10 protein-coding genes are annotated in these 19,397 nt (G+C 59.9%); 8 read left to right on the top strand and 2 right to left on the bottom strand.

Going from position 1 to position 19,397, the window contains the following annotated elements; genetic code table 11:
• Window positions 1–197 precede the first annotated feature (197 nt).
• The 8 genes from FNT36_RS20475 (at window position 198) to FNT36_RS20510 (ending at window position 15,168) form a co-directional block, all read left to right on the top strand.
• Complete coding sequence (locus tag FNT36_RS20475; RefSeq protein WP_144851552.1) at window positions 198–1,688, top strand: M28 family peptidase; 1,491 nt, start codon at window positions 198–200, stop codon at window positions 1,686–1,688.
• A gap of 103 nt (window positions 1,689–1,791) precedes the next feature.
• Window positions 1,792–3,966 carry a M3 family metallopeptidase gene (locus tag FNT36_RS20480; protein WP_144851554.1) on the top strand — a complete coding sequence of 725 codons (2,175 nt, stop codon included), beginning with the start codon at window positions 1,792–1,794 and terminating at the stop codon, window positions 3,964–3,966.
• A gap of 133 nt (window positions 3,967–4,099) precedes the next feature.
• Entirely contained in the window at window positions 4,100–5,929 is a 1,830-nt protein-coding gene (locus tag FNT36_RS20485; RefSeq protein WP_144851556.1) for a DUF885 domain-containing protein, read from the top strand.
• A 27-nt stretch (window positions 5,930–5,956) separates the two neighbouring features.
• Window positions 5,957–7,546, top strand: coding sequence for a serine hydrolase (locus FNT36_RS20490; protein ID WP_144851558.1), 1,590 nt, complete (start codon window positions 5,957–5,959; stop codon window positions 7,544–7,546).
• A 142-nt stretch (window positions 7,547–7,688) separates the two neighbouring features.
• Window positions 7,689–10,028 (top strand): S9 family peptidase, encoded by a 2,340-nt coding sequence (locus tag FNT36_RS20495; RefSeq protein WP_233636106.1) that lies wholly within the window; start codon window positions 7,689–7,691, stop codon window positions 10,026–10,028.
• 215 nt (window positions 10,029–10,243) lie between these two features.
• On the top strand, window positions 10,244–12,712 hold the full coding sequence (locus tag FNT36_RS20500) for a penicillin acylase family protein (RefSeq protein ID WP_144851562.1): 2,469 nt from the start codon (window positions 10,244–10,246) through the stop codon (window positions 12,710–12,712).
• A 167-nt stretch (window positions 12,713–12,879) separates the two neighbouring features.
• Window positions 12,880–13,239, top strand: coding sequence for a hypothetical protein (locus tag FNT36_RS20505; RefSeq protein WP_144851564.1), 360 nt, complete (start codon window positions 12,880–12,882; stop codon window positions 13,237–13,239).
• A 48-nt stretch (window positions 13,240–13,287) separates the two neighbouring features.
• On the top strand, window positions 13,288–15,168 hold the full coding sequence (locus FNT36_RS20510; RefSeq protein ID WP_144851565.1) for a M1 family metallopeptidase: 1,881 nt from the start codon (window positions 13,288–13,290) through the stop codon (window positions 15,166–15,168).
• A gap of 27 nt (window positions 15,169–15,195) precedes the next feature.
• Here the strand turns inward: FNT36_RS20510 and FNT36_RS20515 are convergent, their stop codons facing one another.
• Entirely contained in the window at window positions 15,196–16,110 is a 915-nt protein-coding gene (locus tag FNT36_RS20515; protein WP_144851567.1) for a hypothetical protein, read from the bottom strand.
• 63 nt (window positions 16,111–16,173) lie between these two features.
• Entirely contained in the window at window positions 16,174–19,155 is a 2,982-nt protein-coding gene (locus FNT36_RS20520; RefSeq protein WP_144851569.1) for a glycoside hydrolase family 3 N-terminal domain-containing protein, read from the bottom strand.
• Between the last annotated feature and the right edge of the window lie 242 nt (window positions 19,156–19,397).

A 19,397-nucleotide genomic window follows, 5' to 3' on the forward strand; every position in this document is an offset into this window, starting at 1 on the left:
AAGAGGAGAGGTAGGCGAGTGGCTAACCGGATAGCACGGCGGATGTTGGCGGCGCAAGGGTGGAGGATGAACGGAAGAGGTTGCGCGGGGTCTGGAAAAATCCAGTAGCAACTTCTTTTAGTGTAAGCTACCGGGTTGGTAAGCAACCAGGTCAACTACTGCTTAACATTGCAGAAATCCCCCTCTAACACCTGAATATGAAGCATACACTATCTTTACTAGTAGCGCTGAGCTTACCCCTGGCTGCCCAGGCCCAGCGCAAGCCGGCTACTGCCGCCAAGCCTGCCGCCGCGGGCAATGCCATCGGCGCCATTAAAGAAGCGGATATCAAGCGTGACTTGTTTGCGCTGGCAGGCGACCATTTCCGAGGCCGCGAGGGCGGCACGCTCGACGAACTGAAGGCTTCAGTGTGGCTGGCCGACCAGATTCGGGCCACTGGCATGCTACCAGCCGGCGACGATGGCACCTACTTTCAGTGGTTTAGCCTGCAGCGCACACGCCTCACCAAAAGCAGCACGCTACGCATCGGCAGCCACGAAATCAAACTAAACGAAGACGGTGCGGTGACGGCGCCCACCAACGCCAACATAAACGCGCCGCTGGTGTACGTGGGCACCGGCTCGCCCGCCGAGCTGGCCAATGTTGACGTGAAAGGCAAGGCCGTAGCTGTGCAAATTGCGGGCGCGCCCACCGATGGCATCAGCTACCGGCGCTACGTGTTTGGCAAGTTTGCCGGGCAGGCAGGCGAGCTGACCAAGGCCGGCGCGGTGGCCGTAGTGTTTGTGTCGGACCCGAAACAACAGGCCCTCTACGACCACTGGAGCCACATTTACGAGCGCGGGCGCTACAGCCTGCCGGGCGCGGCCAGTACCCGGGTGGTGAGCACGCCGCCCGTCATCTGGCTGCCCGCTGGTGCCGCCAGCTGGGTGCAGCAGGCCGGCCAGCAACTCACCGCCAACCTGCAGGTAGAAAGCTTCCAGTATCCGTCCGTGAACATCGTGGCCAAGATGCCTGGTACCGACGCGCAACTGAAAAAAGAATACGTCCTCTTCAGCACGCACCAGGACCACGACGGCGTGCGCGCGCCTATTGCTGGCGACTCGATTTATAACGGTGCCGACGACAATGCCACCGGCTGCGCGGCGCTACTCGCCATTATGCGTTCCTTCAAGCAGCAGCCGGCTCGCCGCTCGGCGCTGTTCGTGTACCAGGGGTCGGAAGAGCGTGGGCTGCTAGGCTCGACTTACTTCTCAGCCCACCCCACGGTGCCGCAGGCGTCCATAGTGGCCGTGCTCAACGCCGAGATGATGGGCCGCAATGCCCCCGATAGCGCCGCCCTGCTGGGCTCGACGCGGCCCCATATGAACTCGTCGGACCTCGTGAAAACGGCTCTGGCCGCAAACCAAGCTGGCCCCAAGTTCAAGCTTGATACCGAGTGGGACAAGCCGACCCACCCCGAAGGCTGGTACTTCCGCTCCGACCACTTGCCGTATGCGCGCCTAGGTATTCCGGCCATCATGTACACCTCGGTGCTGCACGTAGACTACCACACCCCGCGCGACGAGCCCCAGCGCATCGACTACAACAAGCTGCTGCACATGACGCAGTGGATGTACCTAACCGGCTGGGCCGTGGCCAACCGCACCGCGCCGCCTGCCCGCGAGCCTGGCTTCAAGCTGGAGCGCTAGCCTAGGCGTCATTCTAGATTGCCATTTACTTTCCTTTATGCTGTTTTCTTCTTTTTACTGCCGGTCCGCGTTTCTCGCTACCCTAGGGCTGGCACTAACTTCTATGTCTCTAACCAGCTCGGCGCAATCGCCCGCAGCGGGTACCGCGTCGGTTACGCTGCATACCAATCAGGCCCCGCTGCTCGCGCCCTGGAGCGGCCCGCGCGGCGGCGTGCCCGCCTTCGATAAAGTAAAAGTAGCCGATTTCAAGCCCGGGCTGGAGGCCGCGATGGCCGAAAACCTAGCTGAAATCGCGGCTATTGCTAATAACCCCAAGCCGGCCACTTTCGACAACACCATCGTGGCGCTAGAGCGCAGCGGCGGCACCCTCGACCGCGTGCAGGCCGAGTACGGCGTCTGGAAAACGACGCTGAATGACAAAGCTTTCGGCGCTGTAGAAACCGAGATGGCGCCCAAAATGGCGGCCTTCAGCGACCAGATTTCGCAGAACGCGGCGCTGTTCAAGCGCATCGAAGCGGTGTACAAAGACCCCGCCACCAAGAGGCTTACGCCCGAGCAGCAGCGCCTAGTAGAAGTGCGCTACAAAGCGTTTGTGCGGGCGGGCGCCAAGCTCGACGCCCCGGCCAAGACGCGGCTCTCGCAAATAAACCAGCAGTTGGCGGGCCTCTTCACCAAGTTTTCGCAGAACGTGCTGGCCGACGAAGCCGACTCGGTGCTGGTCTTAAAGACCGACAAGGACCTAGGTGGCCTGCCTGCCTCGCTACGCGAAGCGGCCAAAACCACAGCCACCACGCGCCAGGTAGCCGCGGCGGGTGTCATCACCAACACCCGCTCCAGCATCGACCCGTTTTTGACGTACTCCGACCAGCGGGCGTTGCGCGAAAAGGCCTGGCGTATGTTCACGAACCGCGGCGATAACGGCGGCGCGCACGACAACAACGCTATTATTACCCAGATTTTGCAGCTGCGCGCCGAGCGGGCCAAGCTGCTGGGCTACAAGACCCACGCCCACTTGCGCCTCGACAACACGATGGCCAAAACGCCCGACGCCGCCATGCAGCTGATGCTGGATATGTGGAAGCCCGCCGTGGCCCGCGTGCACGAAGAAGTGGCCGACATGCTGGCGCTCGCCAAGAAAGAAGGCGCCCCCGCCGACTTCAAAATCGAGCCCTGGGACTACCGCTACTACGCCGAGAAGGTGCGCAAGGCCCGCTACGACCTCGACCAAAACGAGGTGAAGCAGTACTTGCAGCTCGATAAGATGCGCGAGGGCATGTTTTGGGTGGCCGGCGAGCTGTTCAACTTTGCCTTTGTACCCGCGCCCGACGTGCCCGTGTATCACCCCGACGTGAAGGTGTGGCAGGTAAACGACAGAACCACCGGCAAGCAGGTAGGCCTCTGGTACTTCGACCCCTACGCCCGGCCTGGCAAAAACTCCGGCGCCTGGATGAACGCCTACCGCAAGCAGGAGCGCCTCGACGGTAAGCCCGTGACCACCATTGTGTCGAACAACTCGAACTTCGTGAAGGGCAAGGACGGCGAGCCGGTGCTCATTTCCTGGACCGATGCCACCACGCTGTTTCACGAATTTGGCCACGCCCTGCACGGGCTGTCGAGCAACGTGACCTACCCCACACTCTCGGGCACGAGCGTGGTGCGCGACTACGTGGAGTTTCCATCGCAGCTGCTCGAAAACTGGCTGCCCACGCCCGAAGTGCTCAACCGCTTTGCCCTGCACTACCAGACCGGTAAGCCGATTCCGCAGGTTTTGGTAGACCGCATCAACAAGGCCAGCACCTTCAATGAAGGCTTTGCCACGACCGAGTTTCTGGCCAGCGCCCTCGTCGATATGAAGCTGCACTTAGCTGGCGACCAAAAAATCGACCCCGATAAATTTGAGCGCGAGACGCTGGCCGAGCTGGGTATGCCGCACGAGCTGGTGATGCGTCACCGCACGCCGCAGTTCAGTCACGTGTTTTCGAGCGATGGCTACTCGGCGGGCTACTACTCCTACCTGTGGTCGGTGGTGCTGGCGGCCGATGGCTTCAGTGCCTTCACCGAGGCCGGCGGGCCCTATGATAAGGCTGTGGCCGCTCGCCTACGCCAGCACGTGTATACCGTCGGCAACACCGTGGACCCGGCCGTGGGCTACCGCGCCTTCCGCGGCCGCGACCCCAAGGTAGATGCGCTGATGAAGCAGCGCGGCTTCCCGCTGAGTAGTGCCGCTGCGCCTGCCAAAAAGCCTGCTGGTGCCAAGGCTGCCCCGAAGCGTAAGTAGCGCTAATTATCTGTTTTTAGAAAAGGAAAGCCCCGGCGACGGGGCTTTCCTTTTTTTGGGCAGTTACTTCATCGTTACTGTCCAACTTTTAGTCGTTATTGTGCAGAATTTTCTAACCCCCACTTAACTGCTGATGAAAGCAATACTACTACCCACCGTAGCGGCTGGCCTCTGGCTGGCCGCCGGGCTACCTGCGGCTGCCCAGGCACCGCCCGCCAAAACTAGTGCCACCGTCACCAGCGCGGCAGCCAAGCCCGTGGCCTCGGCCCCGCTGGCAGCTTTGTTCAACACGTACTCGGAGGAGCAGGCCCGGCTGTTTCCCTTGGATGGCATTTTCCTGGGCGATAATCGCTACAACGACCAGCTGCCCAACGACCAGACCCATGCCTTTCGCCAGCAACTGCGGCAGTCGTATAGGCAGCACCTGGCCGCCTTACGCAAGGTAAACCGCGCCGGGCTCTCGGCCGATGACCGGGTGAGCTACGACATTTTCGAGTACCTGCTGACAGACAAGCTGGCTGAGCTGCAACAAAATAGCTGGCTGATGCCCTTCGCGCAGTTTTTCAGCCTGCCCAATACGCTGCCGCTGCTGGGGGCGGGCACGGGGGCGCAGCCCTTCAAAACAGTGAAAGACTACGACAACTGGCTGGGCCGGGCCCACGGCTTTCCGGTGTGGGCCGATTCGGCCATCGCCAATTTTCGGGCCGGTATGAAGGCGGGGGTGGTATTGCCCAAGGTGCTGGTGCTCAAAACTATTCCGCAGCTGGAGGCCCTGGCCGTAGCCGACCCCGCCAAAAGTTTGTTCTACGGCCCCATCACTAAGTTGCCGGCCAGCTTCGCGGAGGCCGATAAAGCCCGCCTGACTGCGGCCTACCAGCAGGCCATTGCCACCGACCTGGCGGCCACCTATCAGAAGCTCGCCACCTTTCTCAAAACCGAGTACCTGCCCCAGGCCCGCACCACGGCCGGCCTGAGCGCACTGCCGGGCGGCGCGCAGGCCTACCAGTACTTCGTGCAGACGTACACCACGACCACCAAAACGCCGGAGGAAATATACCAAACCGGCCTGCGCGAGGTCAAGCGCATTCAGGCCGAGATAGGGGCCGTGAAAACCCAGGTTGGGTTTCAGGGCGACCTACCGGCTTTTTTTGCTTATATGAGGGATGAGCCAAAGTTTCGGCCCTTCAAAACGCCCCAGGACGTGCTGGCCGCCTACGAAGCTATTCACCAGCGCATGGCCCCCAACCTGAGTAAGCTATTTGGCCGCACGCCCAAAACGCCCTTTGAAGTGCGGCCGGTGGAGGCCTTTCGCGCTGCCTCGTCCAGCGCGCAGTATTCGCCAGGCGCTCCTGATGGCTCGCGCCCTGGCATTTTTTACGTGCCCATTCTCGATGCCACGCAATATAGCACGGTGGCCCAGCCGGCTATGGAGTCACTATTTCTGCACGAAGCCATTCCGGGCCACCACTACCAGATTGCGTTGCAGCTGGAAAACAAGGCGCTGCCTAAGTTTCGCCAGATGAGCCAGTACAGCGCCTATATGGAAGGCTGGGGCTTATATACCGAAAGCCTGGGCAAGGAATTGGGGCTCTACACCGACCCCTACCAGTATGCCGGCGCGCTAGGCGGCGAGCTGCACCGCGCCATCCGGCTGGTGGTAGATGTGGGCCTGCACACCAAAGGCATGACCCGCGAGCAGGCCATCCAGTACATGATGGCCAATGAGCTCATCAGCGAGCAGGGGGCCACGGCCGAGGTGGAGCGCTACATGGCCATGCCCGGCCAGGCGCTGAGCTACAAAATCGGCCAGCTCAAGCTGCGCGAGCTACGCGCCAAGTACGAAAAGCAGCTTGGCAAGAAGTTCAATCTGAAAGCCTTCCACGATGAGCTGCTGGCTGGCGGTGCCATGCCCCTGGCCGTGCTGGAGCGCAAGATGGATGCCTGGGCTACCCGCATAAAATAGCCTTTTCTGGATTCTCGTCCATTCTCTATGAAACGACTTCGACCCCTATTAGCCGCCCTAGGGCTGCTGGCCGGCCCCACGCTGGCCCAAACCGCCCCACCCGTCACGGCGCCCCTCGATGTAGCGGCCGTAGATGCCGCGGTGGCCCGCACCCTCAAAGCCTTTGACGTGCCCGGCATATCTGTGGCGGTGGTCAAAGACGGGCAGGTAGTGCTAGCCAAAGGCTACGGCGTGCGCTCGCTGAAAACCAAAGAGCCGATGGACGCCAACACGCTAGTCGGCATTGCCTCCAATACCAAGGCCTTTACAGCGGCCGCCCTAGGCCTGCTCGTGGACGAGGGCAAACTGAAATGGGACGACAAGGTGACCGACTACATTCCCGAGTTCAGGATGTACGACCCCTACGTGACGGCCGAGTTCACGGTGCGCGACCTGCTGTGCCACCGCAGCGGCATGGGGCTGGGCGCGGGCGACTTGATGTTCTTTCCCGATTCCACCGACTTTACCGTCAAAGATGTAATTCACAACCTGCGCTATTTCAAACCCGTGTCGTCGTTTCGCAGCAAATACGACTACGACAACAACCTCTACATCGTGGCGGGCGAAGTGGTGACGCGCATTGCGGGCCAGCCCTGGGCCGATTTTGTAGAAGCCCGCCTGGTGAAGCCTCTAGGCATGACGCGCACCGCCACCGACTTTGCGCGCCTACCCGACCCCACCAACGTCATCGACGCCCACGGCCCGGTAAATGGCAAGGTGCAAGTCATTCAGCGCGACCGGGGCACGGTCGCGGCGCCGTGCGGCGGCATGTACAGCAGCGTCAACGACCTAAGCAAGTGGCTGCTGATGCTAATGGGTGGCCCCGGCGCGCCCGCGCCGCTGCTCAAGCCCAAGACGCAGTGGGAGCTGTGGTCGCCACAAACCATTCTGCCAATAGGAGGGCCGGTGCCAGAAAAGTATAAGCCTTACAGCTACAATACGCACTTTTCGGCCTACGGCCTAGGCTGGTTTCTGCGCGATGTGCGGGGTTATAAAGAAGTGTCGCACACCGGCGGCCAGATTGGGATGGTAACCGAAATAAAGCTGATTCCGGAACTGCACTTGGGCATTATTGTGCTCACCAATCAGGAAAGCGGCGCGGCCTTCACGGCAATTTCCACTACTATCGAAGACCACTACCTCGGTATGAAAGGGCTAGACCGGGTGCAGCTACTAGCTGATGCTATGAAAGATTACCAAGCCGGAGATGCCAAGGAAACAGCCGCCGTGTGGCAGCAAGTGGCTACCGCTCAGAAAGCCGCGCCCAAAAAGCCTGACTACAAGGCCTACGTGGGCCGCTACCACGACGCTTGGCTCGGCGATGTGAACGTATACCAGCAAGGCCAGCAGCTCTGGCTGCGGTCGGTGCGCGCGCCGCGCCTGGTGGGCCAGGTCTTGCCCTACCGCGGCAGCACCTACGCCGTGCGCTGGAAAGCCCGCAGCCTCAATGCCGATGCCTTCGCCACCTTCGCCCTCGATGACCAAGGCCGGGCTTCGGGCATCAAGCTGAAGCCGATTTCGCCCGCTACCGACTTCAGCTACGACTTCCAGGACTTGGACTTGCAGCGGGTAGAGTAGCCATCTGGCCGCGTAACCTGCCCCCGGTCCCCTTCCCAAGGAGAGTACCGGGGGTAGGACTGTCTGGTGCAACCCTGAGGCAAACCGCGCTACCTTTCGCCTTCGAATAATGCCAACCTTTCGTTTGCTTCCCACCAAGCTTATGCCCCAATACGTACCGGGCCTCGTGGCCGTCGCCGCGCTTTTTAGTATTACCACGGCCGTGGCCCAGTCGCGGCCCGTGCTCACCGACCAAGATTATGCCCGCGCCGAGCGGTTTATGGGCTACCACACCCAGGCACTGGTAGACGGCACCGCCGGCCAGCCCCACTGGCTCGCCAATGACCGATTTTGGTACCGCGTGCTCACAGCCAAAGGCAGCGAATACGTGCTGGTAGACCCCACCCGCAAAACCCGCACCACCGCCTTCAACCACGCCAAGCTGGCCGCCGCGCTTTCCACGGCCACCGGCAAAACCTACGAGGCCAACCGCTTGCCGTACCTGGACCTCACGTTTGCGCCCGATGGCAAGTCGGTGGCCTTTGCTGCCGCTGGCAAGAGCTGGCAGTACGACCTAGGCAGTGGGCAACTGAGCCCCGACGCCACGCCGGCCGCCCCGGCCAGCCCCAACGCCCGCAACGAAGTAGAGTCGCCCAATGGTCAGCTGGCCGCCTACATTAAGGACTACAACCTGTGGGTGCGCGACACAAAAACTGGCCAAAGCACCCAGCTCACTACCGACGGCGCCAAGGACTACGGCTACGCCACCGACAACGCCGGCTGGACCCACAGCGACGCCCCAGTGCTGCGCTGGTCGCCCGACTCGCGCAAAATCGCCACCTTCCGGCAAGACCAGCGCAAGGTGGGCGACATGTACCTAGTGACCACCAACGTAGGCCATCCCAAGCTGGAAGCCTGGAAATATCCGCTGCCCGGCGACAAAGACATCGCGATGATTGAGCGGGTAATTGTGGAAGTAAACAGCCCGAAAGTGGTGCGTCTGCAAGTGGCCCCCGACCCGCACCGTGGCTCGCTCTCGGATGATATTTCGAGCAGCGGCACCTTCGACGACGTGGACTGGAGCCCCGACGGTCGCGAACTGGCCTTCGTATCGACCTCGCGCGACCACAAGCAGGAGAAAATGCGCGTGGCTGACGCTGCCACCGGCGCGGTGCGCGAGGTGTTTGAGGAAACAGTGCCCACGCAATATGAATCGGGTCAGCACGCCATCAATTGGTACTACCTACCTAAGAGCAAAGAGATTATCTGGTACTCAGAGCGCGACAATTGGGGTCACCTCTACCTCTACGACGCCGGCAGCGGCAAGGTGAAGCACCAGATTACGAAGGGCAACTTCGTGGTGACACAGCTGCTGAAAATAGACGAGGCCAAGCGCCAGCTTTACTTCCTGGCCGATGGGCGCGAGCCCGGCAACCCGTATTTCGCGCACCTCTACCGCATCGGGCTCGATGGCAAGGGGCTAACCCTGCTCACGCCCGAGGCCGGCAACCATCAAGTGGCGTTTGCGCCCTCAGGCCGCTATTTTACCGACACTTACTCGCAGCCTGATAAGCCGGGCGCGACAGTACTACGCGGGGCCGATGGCAAGCTGATTTCTACCCTAGAGAAAACCGATATCTCGCGCCTCACTGCAACTGGCTGGAAAGCGCCCACGCCCATCACGGTGAAAGCCCAGGATGGCAAAGATGACCTCTACGGCCTCATGTTCACGCCCACTGCGCTGGACCCGACCAAGAAGTACCCCATTATCAACTACATCTATCCCGGCCCGCAGGGTGGGGGCGTGGGCAACTGGTCGTTTTCGGCGGCCCGCAACGACCACCAGGCGCTGGCCGAGCTGGGCTTTGTGGTGGTCGTGATTGAGGGCAGCTGCAACCCCCTGCGCAGCAAGAGCTACCACGATGCCTGCTACGGCAATATGGCCGAAAATACCCTAGGTGACCAGGTGAGCGGCATGCGGCAGCTAGCCCAAAAGTACCCCTACATCGACCTAGAGCGGGCGGGTATCTGGGGGCACTCAGGCGGCGGCTACGCCACGGCGGCGGCCATGTTCCGCTACCCCGATTTCTTCAAAGTAGGCATCTCAGAATCGGGCAACCACGAAAACCGCAACTACGAAGACGACTGGGCTGAGCGCTACATCGGCCTGCTCAAAACCAACGCCGACGGCACCACCAACTACGACAACCAGGCCAACGCCACCTTCGCCAAGAACCTCAAAGGCAAGCTGATGCTGGCCCACGGCCTCATGGACGACAACGTGCCGCCCTACAACACCATGCTCGTAGTAGAAGCCCTCACCAAAGCCAACAAGAGCTACGACCTAGTAGTGTTTCCCAACGCGCACCACGGCTACGGCCAGTACTCGCCCTACATGACGCGCCGCCGCTGGGATTACTTCGTGCAGAATCTAGCCGGCGCCCAGCCACCCCACGACTACGAAATGAAGCCCCAGCCTGACCCGCGCACCGCCGTGCAGTAGGGTAGTTTTGCTAGGTATGAAATAGTCATGCAGAGCGCAGCTAAGCATCTCGCGTGGCGCAGTAAAATCATACGCCTAGGTTTACTGCGCCACGCGAGATGCTTAGCTGCGCTCTGCATGACGAACGACTTGTGTTTCAGAATCAAGCGAACGATTTATGGCCGCTCAAGCGGCTGTAGTTAAATATATTCAGGCTTAGCGTTTACTTGCCGCCCATGCTTCATTGGATTAAAGCCCTGCTCGCCCTCCTGGCTACTGTCGCGCTGACCTGGACGCTGAATACCAAGCACGGCGACCTGCCGCCCTTCGGCAAGCTGCTGAGCCCATTTCGGGGCTTTTGGCAAAATGGTGAAGTGGCCGACGCCTTCGCGGCCCATCAAACGCTGCAACTGCCGGGCCTGCAAGCGCCTGTGCAGGTGCGCTACGATGACAAGCGAGTGCCCCACGTATTCGCCCAAAACGACCACGACCTGTACTACACCCAGGGTTACCTCACGGCGCAGGACCGGCTGTGGCAAATGGATTTCATCACGCACGTGGCCGCCGGGCGGCTAGCCGAAATAGTAGGGCCGGGCCGCCTCGAAACCGACCGGTTTTTCCGGCGTATGGGCCTAGCCTACGGAGCGCGCCACTCGCTCGATTCGGCCATGACCGACCCGACGACGCGCACCGTGCTCATGTCGTATTCTGATGGGGTGAACGCCTACATCAATACGCTTACGCCGAGCACGATACCCTTCGAATACAAGCTGCTCGACTACGCCCCCGAGCCCTGGGAGCCGCTAAAATGCGCCCTGATTCTGAAGTACATGGCCTTCGATTTGAGCGGCCGGTCCGACGACTTGCGGATGAGCAACGCGTTGGCCAAATACGGCCCGGCGGTGGTCAAAGACCTATTTCCCGACTACCCGGTGCAGGAAGACCCCATCGTGCCGGTGGGCACGCCGCTTGATTTTACACCCCTGCCGGTGCCCGCCACGCCGCCCAGCTTCGCGGCGGCCATGTCTGGCCTGGTGCCGCAGCACGAGCCCGACCCCGAGCTGGGCTCCAACAACTTCGCGGTGAGCGCGGCCAAGTCGGCCACCGGCTACCCGCTGCTGGCCAACGACCCGCACTTGCAGCTCAATTTGCCCAGCATCTGGTATCAAATACAGCTGGCCGCGCCCGGCGTGAATGTGTACGGTGTGAGTATTCCGGGCGTGCCGTTCGCCATTATCGGCTTTAATGAGCAGGTGGCCTGGGGCGTTACCAACGTGGCCGCCGACGTGGTGGATTGGTACCAGCTCAAGTTCAAAGACAACACCCGGCGCGAATACTGGCACGATGGCCGCTGGAAACCGGTGAGCCGGGTGGTCGAGCGCATCAAGGTGCGCGGCCAGCCCGACCGCCTCGATACGGTGCTCTACACCCACCACGGCCCCATCGTGTACGACAAGCCAGAAAAGCCCTTTTTACCGGGCCAGGTGCCCGTGGCCCATGCCATGCGCTGGACTGCGCACGATGCGGCCAACGAGTTTCAGACCTTCTACCGCCTCAACCGCGCCCGCAATTACCAGGACTACACGACGGCGCTTAGTACCTACGGAACGCCGGCTCAGAATTTTATCTTCGCCAGCGCTGATAAGGACATTGCCATCTGGCCCAACGGCCGCTTCCCGCTGAAGTGGCGCGACCAGGGCAAGTTTATCCTTGACGGTACCGACCCAGCTTACGACTGGCAGGGCTGGATTCCAGCCGCTCAAAACCCGCACGTGAAAAACCCGCCGCGCCAATTTGTGTCCTCTGCCAACCAGTTTTCGACCGGTCCCGACTACCCGTACTACCTGAACTGGAACTACGGCGATGGCACCTACGACCGCTCGCACCGCATCAATACGCGCTTGGCGCGCATGACCCAAGCCACGCCCGACAGCCTGCGGATGCTCCAAAACGACAACCTCAACCTCACGGCTCAATTGCTGATGCCGCGCTTGTTGGAGCTAGCCGCCGGCCCCGCCAACGGCGATACGCTGGTGGCCACCACCTCGCCCGATGCCCAGGTGCTAGTCGAAATGCGCCGCTGGAATTGCCAGTACAATGCCGATGCGTTAGCGCCTAGCGTGTACGACCTCTGGTACAATGACTTGGTAAGGCGTATTTGGGGCGATGACTTCGGCCCAAAAGCCACCGGCCTCGAAATGCGTTACCCCGCCCGCGACCGCACCAAGCAGCTGCTCTTGCACGAAGAAAACAGCTCCTGGATAGATGACCGCCGCACCCCGCAGCGCGAAACCCTGCCGCAGCTTGTGCGCCGCAGCCTGCGCTTCGCTACCGACTCGCTCACCCGCAAATACGGCCCCCTAGGTCCCAAATGGGCCTGGAAAAACCAAAAGAGCACCGACGTGCTACACCTACTCCAGCTGCCTGGCTTCGGCCACATGGACTTGGACTGCGGCGGCGGCGCGGGCATCGTGAATGCTACCTCCGAGCGCAACGGTCCTTCATGGCGCATGGTAGTGGCCCTAGGGCCGCAAGTGCGCGCCTACGGCGTGTTTCCAGGCGGGCAAAGCGGTAATCCCGGCTCGGCGGCCTATGACGATATGCTCGAAACCTGGCGCGTAGGTCAGCTCAACGAACTCATTTTCTTGCGCTCGCCTACGGAGGCTAATCCGCGCCTGCGCGGCAATTGGACCTTAGCGAAGTAGCACCTAGACTTGCCGTTTATAAACGACTGTCATGCAGAGCGCAGCGAAGCATCTCGCGTGGTGCAGTAATCACGGCGTGAGCAACGGTACAAACGAGATACTTCGCTACGCTCTGCATGACCAACGCCCTTTTTGCCGCTTCTTAAAAATAGGTATTTCCCAACCGTATGCGACTCTTTATCCTCATTTTGGTGCTGTCATTTTTGACCCAGCTTTTCCTACCCTGGTGGACTATTGCGCCGCTATGCTTTGGGCTGGCGGCTGGGCTGGGCGGCTCGGGTGGCCGAGCGTTTGGGGCGGGCTTTATGGGCATCGGGCTGGGTTGGCTACTCACTGCAGGCTGGCTCAACTTGAGGAGCGCCGGCCTGCTCAGTCACCGGGTAGCCCAATTGCTGCCCCTAGGTGGCAACAGCTGGGTGCTGGTGCTGGTAACGGCCGTGCTGGGCGGGCTGGTGGGCGGCGTGGCGGCGCTGGCCGGTTGCTGGGCGCGGCAGGCCGTTTCGCCCAAGCTCCGCGCGGTTTCGTAGGGGGCGACTAACTTTCCGCTTCGTTAAAGTTCTCGTTACGTTCTCTTGTTGAAAAAGCTTTTGATACTGAGCCAGCTGTTGGCCCTGGCCTACACTACCAGCTTGGCCCAAGCGTCGCTGCCCATGCCACGCAACTTGCGCGCCACCTACGATAAGGGCACGCGCTCGCCCAGCGGCCAGCCTGGCCCCAAGTATTGGCAAAATACCGCCGACTATACCATCAAGGTCAACTTCGACCCTGGCACGCGGCTGGTGGCGGGCACCGTCAACATTGCCTACCAAAACAATAGCCCCGACTCGCTGCGCCAACTGTGGTTTAAGCTCTACCCCAACATCTACCAGAAGGGGGCCCCACGCTCGGGCAAGTTCGCGGCCGAAGACCTGAGCGATGGCGTCAAAATCGCGCAGCTCAGCATAAATGGGCAAGCGTTGGATGTGAGCCAATTGGCCATCGACAACACGAATATGACCGTGCCGCTGCCGCGCGCCCTAGGTTCCCGGCAGACGGCCCAGGTGGCCATCACATATTCGTACGTGCTCAACAAAGGCTCGCACCAGCGCACGGGCGAGGTCGAGCCGGGCGCGGCGTTTGTGGCGTATTTCTTCCCGCGCATCGCGGTGTATGATGATATCGATGGCTGGAACCGCATCCCGTACACCGGTGGGCCGGAGATGTACAACGACTTCTGCCACTTCGCCGCTGATATCACGGTGCCGCGCAATTTCTTGGTCTGGGCTACGGGCGACCTGACCAACGCCGACCATGTGCTTACCAAGAAGTACTTGGCTCGCCTGCGCGCCGCCGAGAAGAAGGATGGCTTCACGACCATCATCGATAGCACCGAGGCGCGGCGGCACGATGCCACGGCTCCTAACGCCCAAAATACCTGGCACTTCGACGCCCGCGACGTGACGGACTTCGTCTTTGCCACCGCCGACCACTATGTGTGGGACGCTAGCAGCCTCGTGGTAGACCCCGCCACCAAGCGCCGCACCCGCGTGGATGCCGTGTACAACGCCAAGCACGAAGACTTTCGGGAGGTGGCCAAATTTGGACGCCAAACGGTGCAGGCCATGAGCTACACCTTCCCCAAGTGGCCGTTTCCTTACTCGCACGAAACGGTGTTTGACGGCCTCGACCAGATGGAGTACCCGATGATGGTGAATGATAATCCGACCCGCACCCGCGAGGACGCCATCACGCTCACCGACCACGAGATTTTTCACACGATGTTCCCGTTTTACATGGGCATCAACGAAACCAAATACGGCTGGATGGACGAGGGCTGGGCCACGATAGGGGAGTGGCTCATTTCGCCCATCATCGACCCGAAGCTGGTCGACGACTATGGCATGGTGCCTTACGCCCGCGCCGCCGCCACCGAGGACGACCTGCCCATCGTGACCCTCACCACGCAGCAGACCGGCACGCCATTCTTCCTGAACTCGTACCCAAAGCCGGGCCTAGGCTACTTGTACGTCAAGGACTTGCTCGGTGACGAACTGTTTACGAAAGCCTTGCACACCTACATTAGTACTTGGCACGGCAAGCACCCGATGCCCTACGACTTCTTTTACTCCATGAATGCTGGCGCGGGGCAGAACCTCGACTGGTTTTGGCAGCGCTGGTTTTTCGACGGCGGCTACCCCGACCTAGGTATCACGAGCGTGACGCCGGCCACCGGCAGCACCGCTGGAGAAATTGTAGTTACGGCCAAGGGCAGCAAGCCCGTGCCCGTAGACCTCACCGTGACCTTCGCCGACGGCAGCACCGAAAAGCTACATCGCACCATTGCCGTGTGGCAAAGCGGTGCTACCAGCGTAAAGGTGCCTGTAGCTGGCCGCAAAGCCATTAGCAAAGTGACCCTAGGTAGCCTCTACGTGCCCGACAGCTACCCCGCCGACAATGCGTGGGTAGCGCGGCAGTAGAAAATGGAATGAGCGCAAGTAAGATGATTACTCCGTTTCAGGGTATATCTCATCTAGTTCGTCTTCCCAGCTTTCAACGAAGTTGAAGCCAGTGTCAAGCAAGAAAATGCGTAATTCAGGAGCGTCTAAGCTTTGGGTAGGACGGTAGTGCCAATGGTAAAAACCATATTCTAAGCTACATAGCTCTGTGGTTTGCTCAAAACCTAGTGCCATTATCGCTTCCCCAAAATTGATAAACAGCTTCTCGTCTTCGGTCTGAAAACACACCTTTTTGTGTTCATTCAGAGTGAGCTTTGTCGAGCCAGAATCCACTACGGCAGTGCATTCTATAAAGCCATTCTGCAAAAGGCTCGTGGTATTGTCAAGAAGAAAGCTTTCTATACCGGCTGACAATTCGCTTACGTTGATTGCCCAGAGTTCACTTTTTTGATTATGCCAATGACCTTTAATATTTATTTCTAATCTATCAATTGGGGAAATAAATTTTAGGCTTTGAATAAACGTATCTAATAGTTTTTCCTTGCCGGCTATTAACTCAAGCTCGAAGCTATTATCTTCTTGGCTATGCAGCGCTAGGAAACCTTCTTTAATCAATTCATAATCAAACTTTCCTTCCTCTGTCGCTTTAATTATGCCAGTGGGTGGAATAAAATCATTTTCTGATGAGTCTAGTGGATACGAGTAGTTAGTGGGGCCGCTAAGAACCCATTCATTAAAACGAGTTAAGCCTTCGGGCTCTTCAAAATCACTTAGTATATCAAGTCGAGCAGCTTCTGTGGCTTCGGGTTTGATAATACCTAGTTCTTCAGTTGCAGCATTCAGTGCGTTTGCTAGTGCCTCACCGCAATGCTCCCCGTAGGCGTAAAAATTAGTGACAAGGCCATTGATATCGTCAGTTGGCCCGCCTATTAAAAAATACCAGTATTGGTTCTTTGTAGGCATATAGCTATTACTGCGACAAGGATGATAAGCCGCTCTGTTTAAGCCAGGCTGTTTGTCTACACACTAATTCGTACCGTGCTTGGTCGGTGTAGGCACCATAGCCTTGTACACTACCTCCTGAATCCGGGTGCGGATATTATACGTCCGCAGCTTGATGTTGCCCGCGTCGGGGTACACGCGGTTGGAGAGGAAGACGTAGAGAATCTGGTTATCGGGGTCGAGCCATACGCAGGTGCCCGTGAAGCCCGTGTGGCCAAAGGTGCTAGCGGGTGCTAGGTGGCTAGTAGGGCCTTCTGGCTTGCTGGGGTCGCCGCGGTCCCAACCTAGGCCGCGCTTATTGCCAGTCACCTGCGGGCGCGAAAACTCTGTGACGACCGGCGTTTGGAAGAAATTGGTGCCGCCGTAACGGCCGTTTTGCAGGTTCATCTGCATCAGCACCGCGAGGTCGTTGGCAGTGGCAAAGAGGCCGGCGTGGCCGCCCACGCCGCCTACTAGGGCCGCGGTTTGGTCGTGCACAGTGCCTTGCAGCTGCTCGCGGCGGTAGTAAGTATCTTTTTCAGTGGGCGCAATGCAGCTCTTTGGAAAACGCGTGAGCGGATTATACGTCATCGTGCCCAGGCCCAAGGGTTTGTAAAACTCCTTAGGTAGAAACTCAGCCAGCGGCTGACCTAGGAGCTTCTCGCTCAAGCGCTTCATAATAATGAAGCTCAGGTCGGAGTACTCCACTGGGTATTTACCCTTCACCTTGGGCAGTAGCTGCGAGCGCAGCGTCCAGGCCCACACCGAGTCGTCGGCCGCCTTAATAGAGTACTCGCCAGGCGCTACCTCATTAGGAAAGTCTTCGTTGCGCTGGCTCGAATAGTAGGCGGGCTTGAGAGCGCCATCCTGTACAGTGCGCTCCCAGGTCGGAATGCCGGGCTTGAGGCCAGCCTGATGCAGCAGCACATCGCGCACGGTCATGAGGCGCTTGTTGGTGCGCTGCATTTCAGGCAAATAGGTCGCTACTTTCTCATCGAGGTTGAGCTTGCCATGGTCCTTGAGGTACATGATAGCCTGCAAGGTGCCCGCCACTTTCGTTACCGATGCCAAGTCGTAGAGCGTACTGCTCGTTACGGGCTGGCTTTGGTCGTAGGTGCCGTAGCCGTAGCTCTGGTCAAACACCACCGTGCCGTTTTTGGCGATAAGCACCTGGCAGCCGGGTGTGGCTGCTGTCACGATGCTCTCGAGCGCGATGTGGTCAATCTGAGTTAAGGTGCGCGAGTTCAACCCTTCGCGCTCGGGGGCGGCGTAGCGCAGGCGGTGCAGGTCGGCGGTGGCAATGCCAGTGCCGACTTTCATGCCTTCCGACACGGTCACGGGCAGGTGGCCCCGTGCTGGCAGTGCCCCAAATAGCACTTGCGGCACCACTAGCTGAGCCGCGTAGTGGTCCTCATAGCCACAAACCAGCGTGCGCGCCGACTCTAGGTACTTGAGGCCATAGGCGTTGCCCATGGCTACCACCACCGTCTTGCGCTTGGGGTCAGCTTGCAGTTCCTTTAAGAATTTCAGCGCCCCGTCGCCCAGCCCGTAGTTGTGGCCGGGCGTGTTATTCATCTGGTGCAGGCTCACCACCACCACGTTGGCATCACCTAAGCGGGCCCGGATGCGGCTAAATGTAGAGTCGGGTGCGTAGCGGTCGGGCACGGCGTATACCGGGCCCGGCTGGTATTTATTGAAAATAGTGGCGTAGGGCCCCTCGGGCTGCGTGCCGATGGTGATAGCCGCAATACGCAGTGTATCGAGCCGCTGGAAGGGGAGGAGCTTGTCCTCGTTCTTCACCACCGTCACGGCATGCTCAAAAATGGTCTGGGCTAGCACCCGGCTTTCGGGCTGGTTGAGGCTGTCGCGCAGCTGCCCTAGGTTAACGGGGCGGTAGCGGCTTAGTCCCGCCCAGTACTTAGCCCGCAAAATCTTTTTGATACGCGCATCAAGGTCAGCCTGGTTGAGGTGGCCGCGCTCTACGGCCTCCTTGATGCGGCTGAGGGCAGCCGGCACGTCTTCCGAAAACAGCAGTACGTCGTTGCCGGCGGCCAGCGCCATGGCATCGAGTTCGCCGTCTTTATAAAGCTTGCTCACGCTGCGCATATTCAGCGCATCCGTAAAAATCAGGCCCTTAAAGCCCATCTTCTCCTGGAGCAACCCTGTTACTAGTGCCTTCGACAGCGTGGTCGTCTTGGCGTTGGTCGTGTCAAAAAGCGGGATGTAGAGGTGGGCTATCATCACGCCCAGCGCGCCCGCCTCAAACGACTTCTGGAAGGGTATCAGGTCCACTTTCTCCAGCCGCGCTAGGTCGGTGTTGATGACTGGGAGCGCCTTGTGCGAGTCGGTGTCGGTGTCGCCGTGGCCAGGAAAGTGCTTGGCCACCGCTATTACACGCTGGTCTTGCAACCCCTTGACGTACTGCACACCCAGCGCGGCCACGCGGTCTTGGTTTTCGCCAAACGAGCGGTTACCAATCACCGGGTTGCTGGGGTTGGAGTTGACGTCCACCACCGGCGCGAAGTTGATGTGGATACCTAGGGCGCGTAGCTTGCGGGCCAGGTCACGGCCCATTTGGTACACGAGTTTGTCATCGTCCATGGCGCCTAGGGTCATCTCCTTGGCATAGTGCATGGTCGAGTCGAGGCGCATGTCGAGGCCCCATTCGGCATCGGTAGCGATAAGCAGCGGCACCTTGGCGGCAGCCTGCAAGCGGTTGGTAAGCAAAGCTTGGCGCTTGGGGCCACCCTGCAAAAACATCACCCCGCCGATGTTTTGGTTGCGCACCAGCCGCTCGATGCGGTCGATGTGGGCTTTCTCGCGGTTCGAATACGCCGCTACCATGAAAAACTGCCCTAGGCGCTGGTCGGGTGTGAGCGAGGTAAACACGCTATCAACCCAGCGCTGCTCGGTAGGACCATTGGGTAGGGGGTCGGGCAGGGTAGTGCCAGGAGTCGAGAAACCCAGTAGCAACCCGGTGACGCTCAGCAACAAGCCCAGAGAAAGTAGCCGGAAGTTGACGCGCATTAGCCCAGGTAAGGAGTAGTTGAAGGTAGAAAAGGCGGCCTAATAGACCTACTTTTGCCGGTAGCAGCTAGGCCGGAACCCCCGGCCCGCCGCAGCGGTTCCCTACTGGCCAGGGCCGGTGGGGAAGACAGCAAGCGTGCTGGGTTAACTAGCAGCTGGCTACCCAAATTGGCCGCAAAGGTAGGTACGGATGCCGCTAGCAACCGTGTCAAATTGCCCCGGCGTACTGTATACGTGAGACC

It is taken from the genome of Hymenobacter setariae (genome assembly GCF_007713685.1).
GTDB lineage: Bacteria > Bacteroidota > Bacteroidia > Cytophagales > Hymenobacteraceae > Hymenobacter > Hymenobacter setariae.

Coding starts and splice junctions, on each gene's coding strand:
- FNT36_RS20505 (WP_144851564.1), top strand. CDS start 12,880: ATGCGACTCTTTATCCTCATTTTGGTGCTGTCATTTTTGACCCAGCTT.
- FNT36_RS20500 (WP_144851562.1), top strand. CDS start 10,244: ATGCTTCATTGGATTAAAGCCCTGCTCGCCCTCCTGGCTACTGTCGCG.
- FNT36_RS20475 (WP_144851552.1), top strand. CDS start 198: ATGAAGCATACACTATCTTTACTAGTAGCGCTGAGCTTACCCCTGGCT.
- FNT36_RS20490 (WP_144851558.1), top strand. CDS start 5,957: ATGAAACGACTTCGACCCCTATTAGCCGCCCTAGGGCTGCTGGCCGGC.
- FNT36_RS20480 (WP_144851554.1), top strand. CDS start 1,792: ATGTCTCTAACCAGCTCGGCGCAATCGCCCGCAGCGGGTACCGCGTCG.
- FNT36_RS20495 (WP_233636106.1), top strand. CDS start 7,689: ATGCCCCAATACGTACCGGGCCTCGTGGCCGTCGCCGCGCTTTTTAGT.
- FNT36_RS20485 (WP_144851556.1), top strand. CDS start 4,100: ATGAAAGCAATACTACTACCCACCGTAGCGGCTGGCCTCTGGCTGGCC.
- FNT36_RS20520 (WP_144851569.1), bottom strand. CDS start 19,155: ATGCGCGTCAACTTCCGGCTACTTTCTCTGGGCTTGTTGCTGAGCGTC.
- FNT36_RS20515 (WP_144851567.1), bottom strand. CDS start 16,110: ATGCCTACAAAGAACCAATACTGGTATTTTTTAATAGGCGGGCCAACT.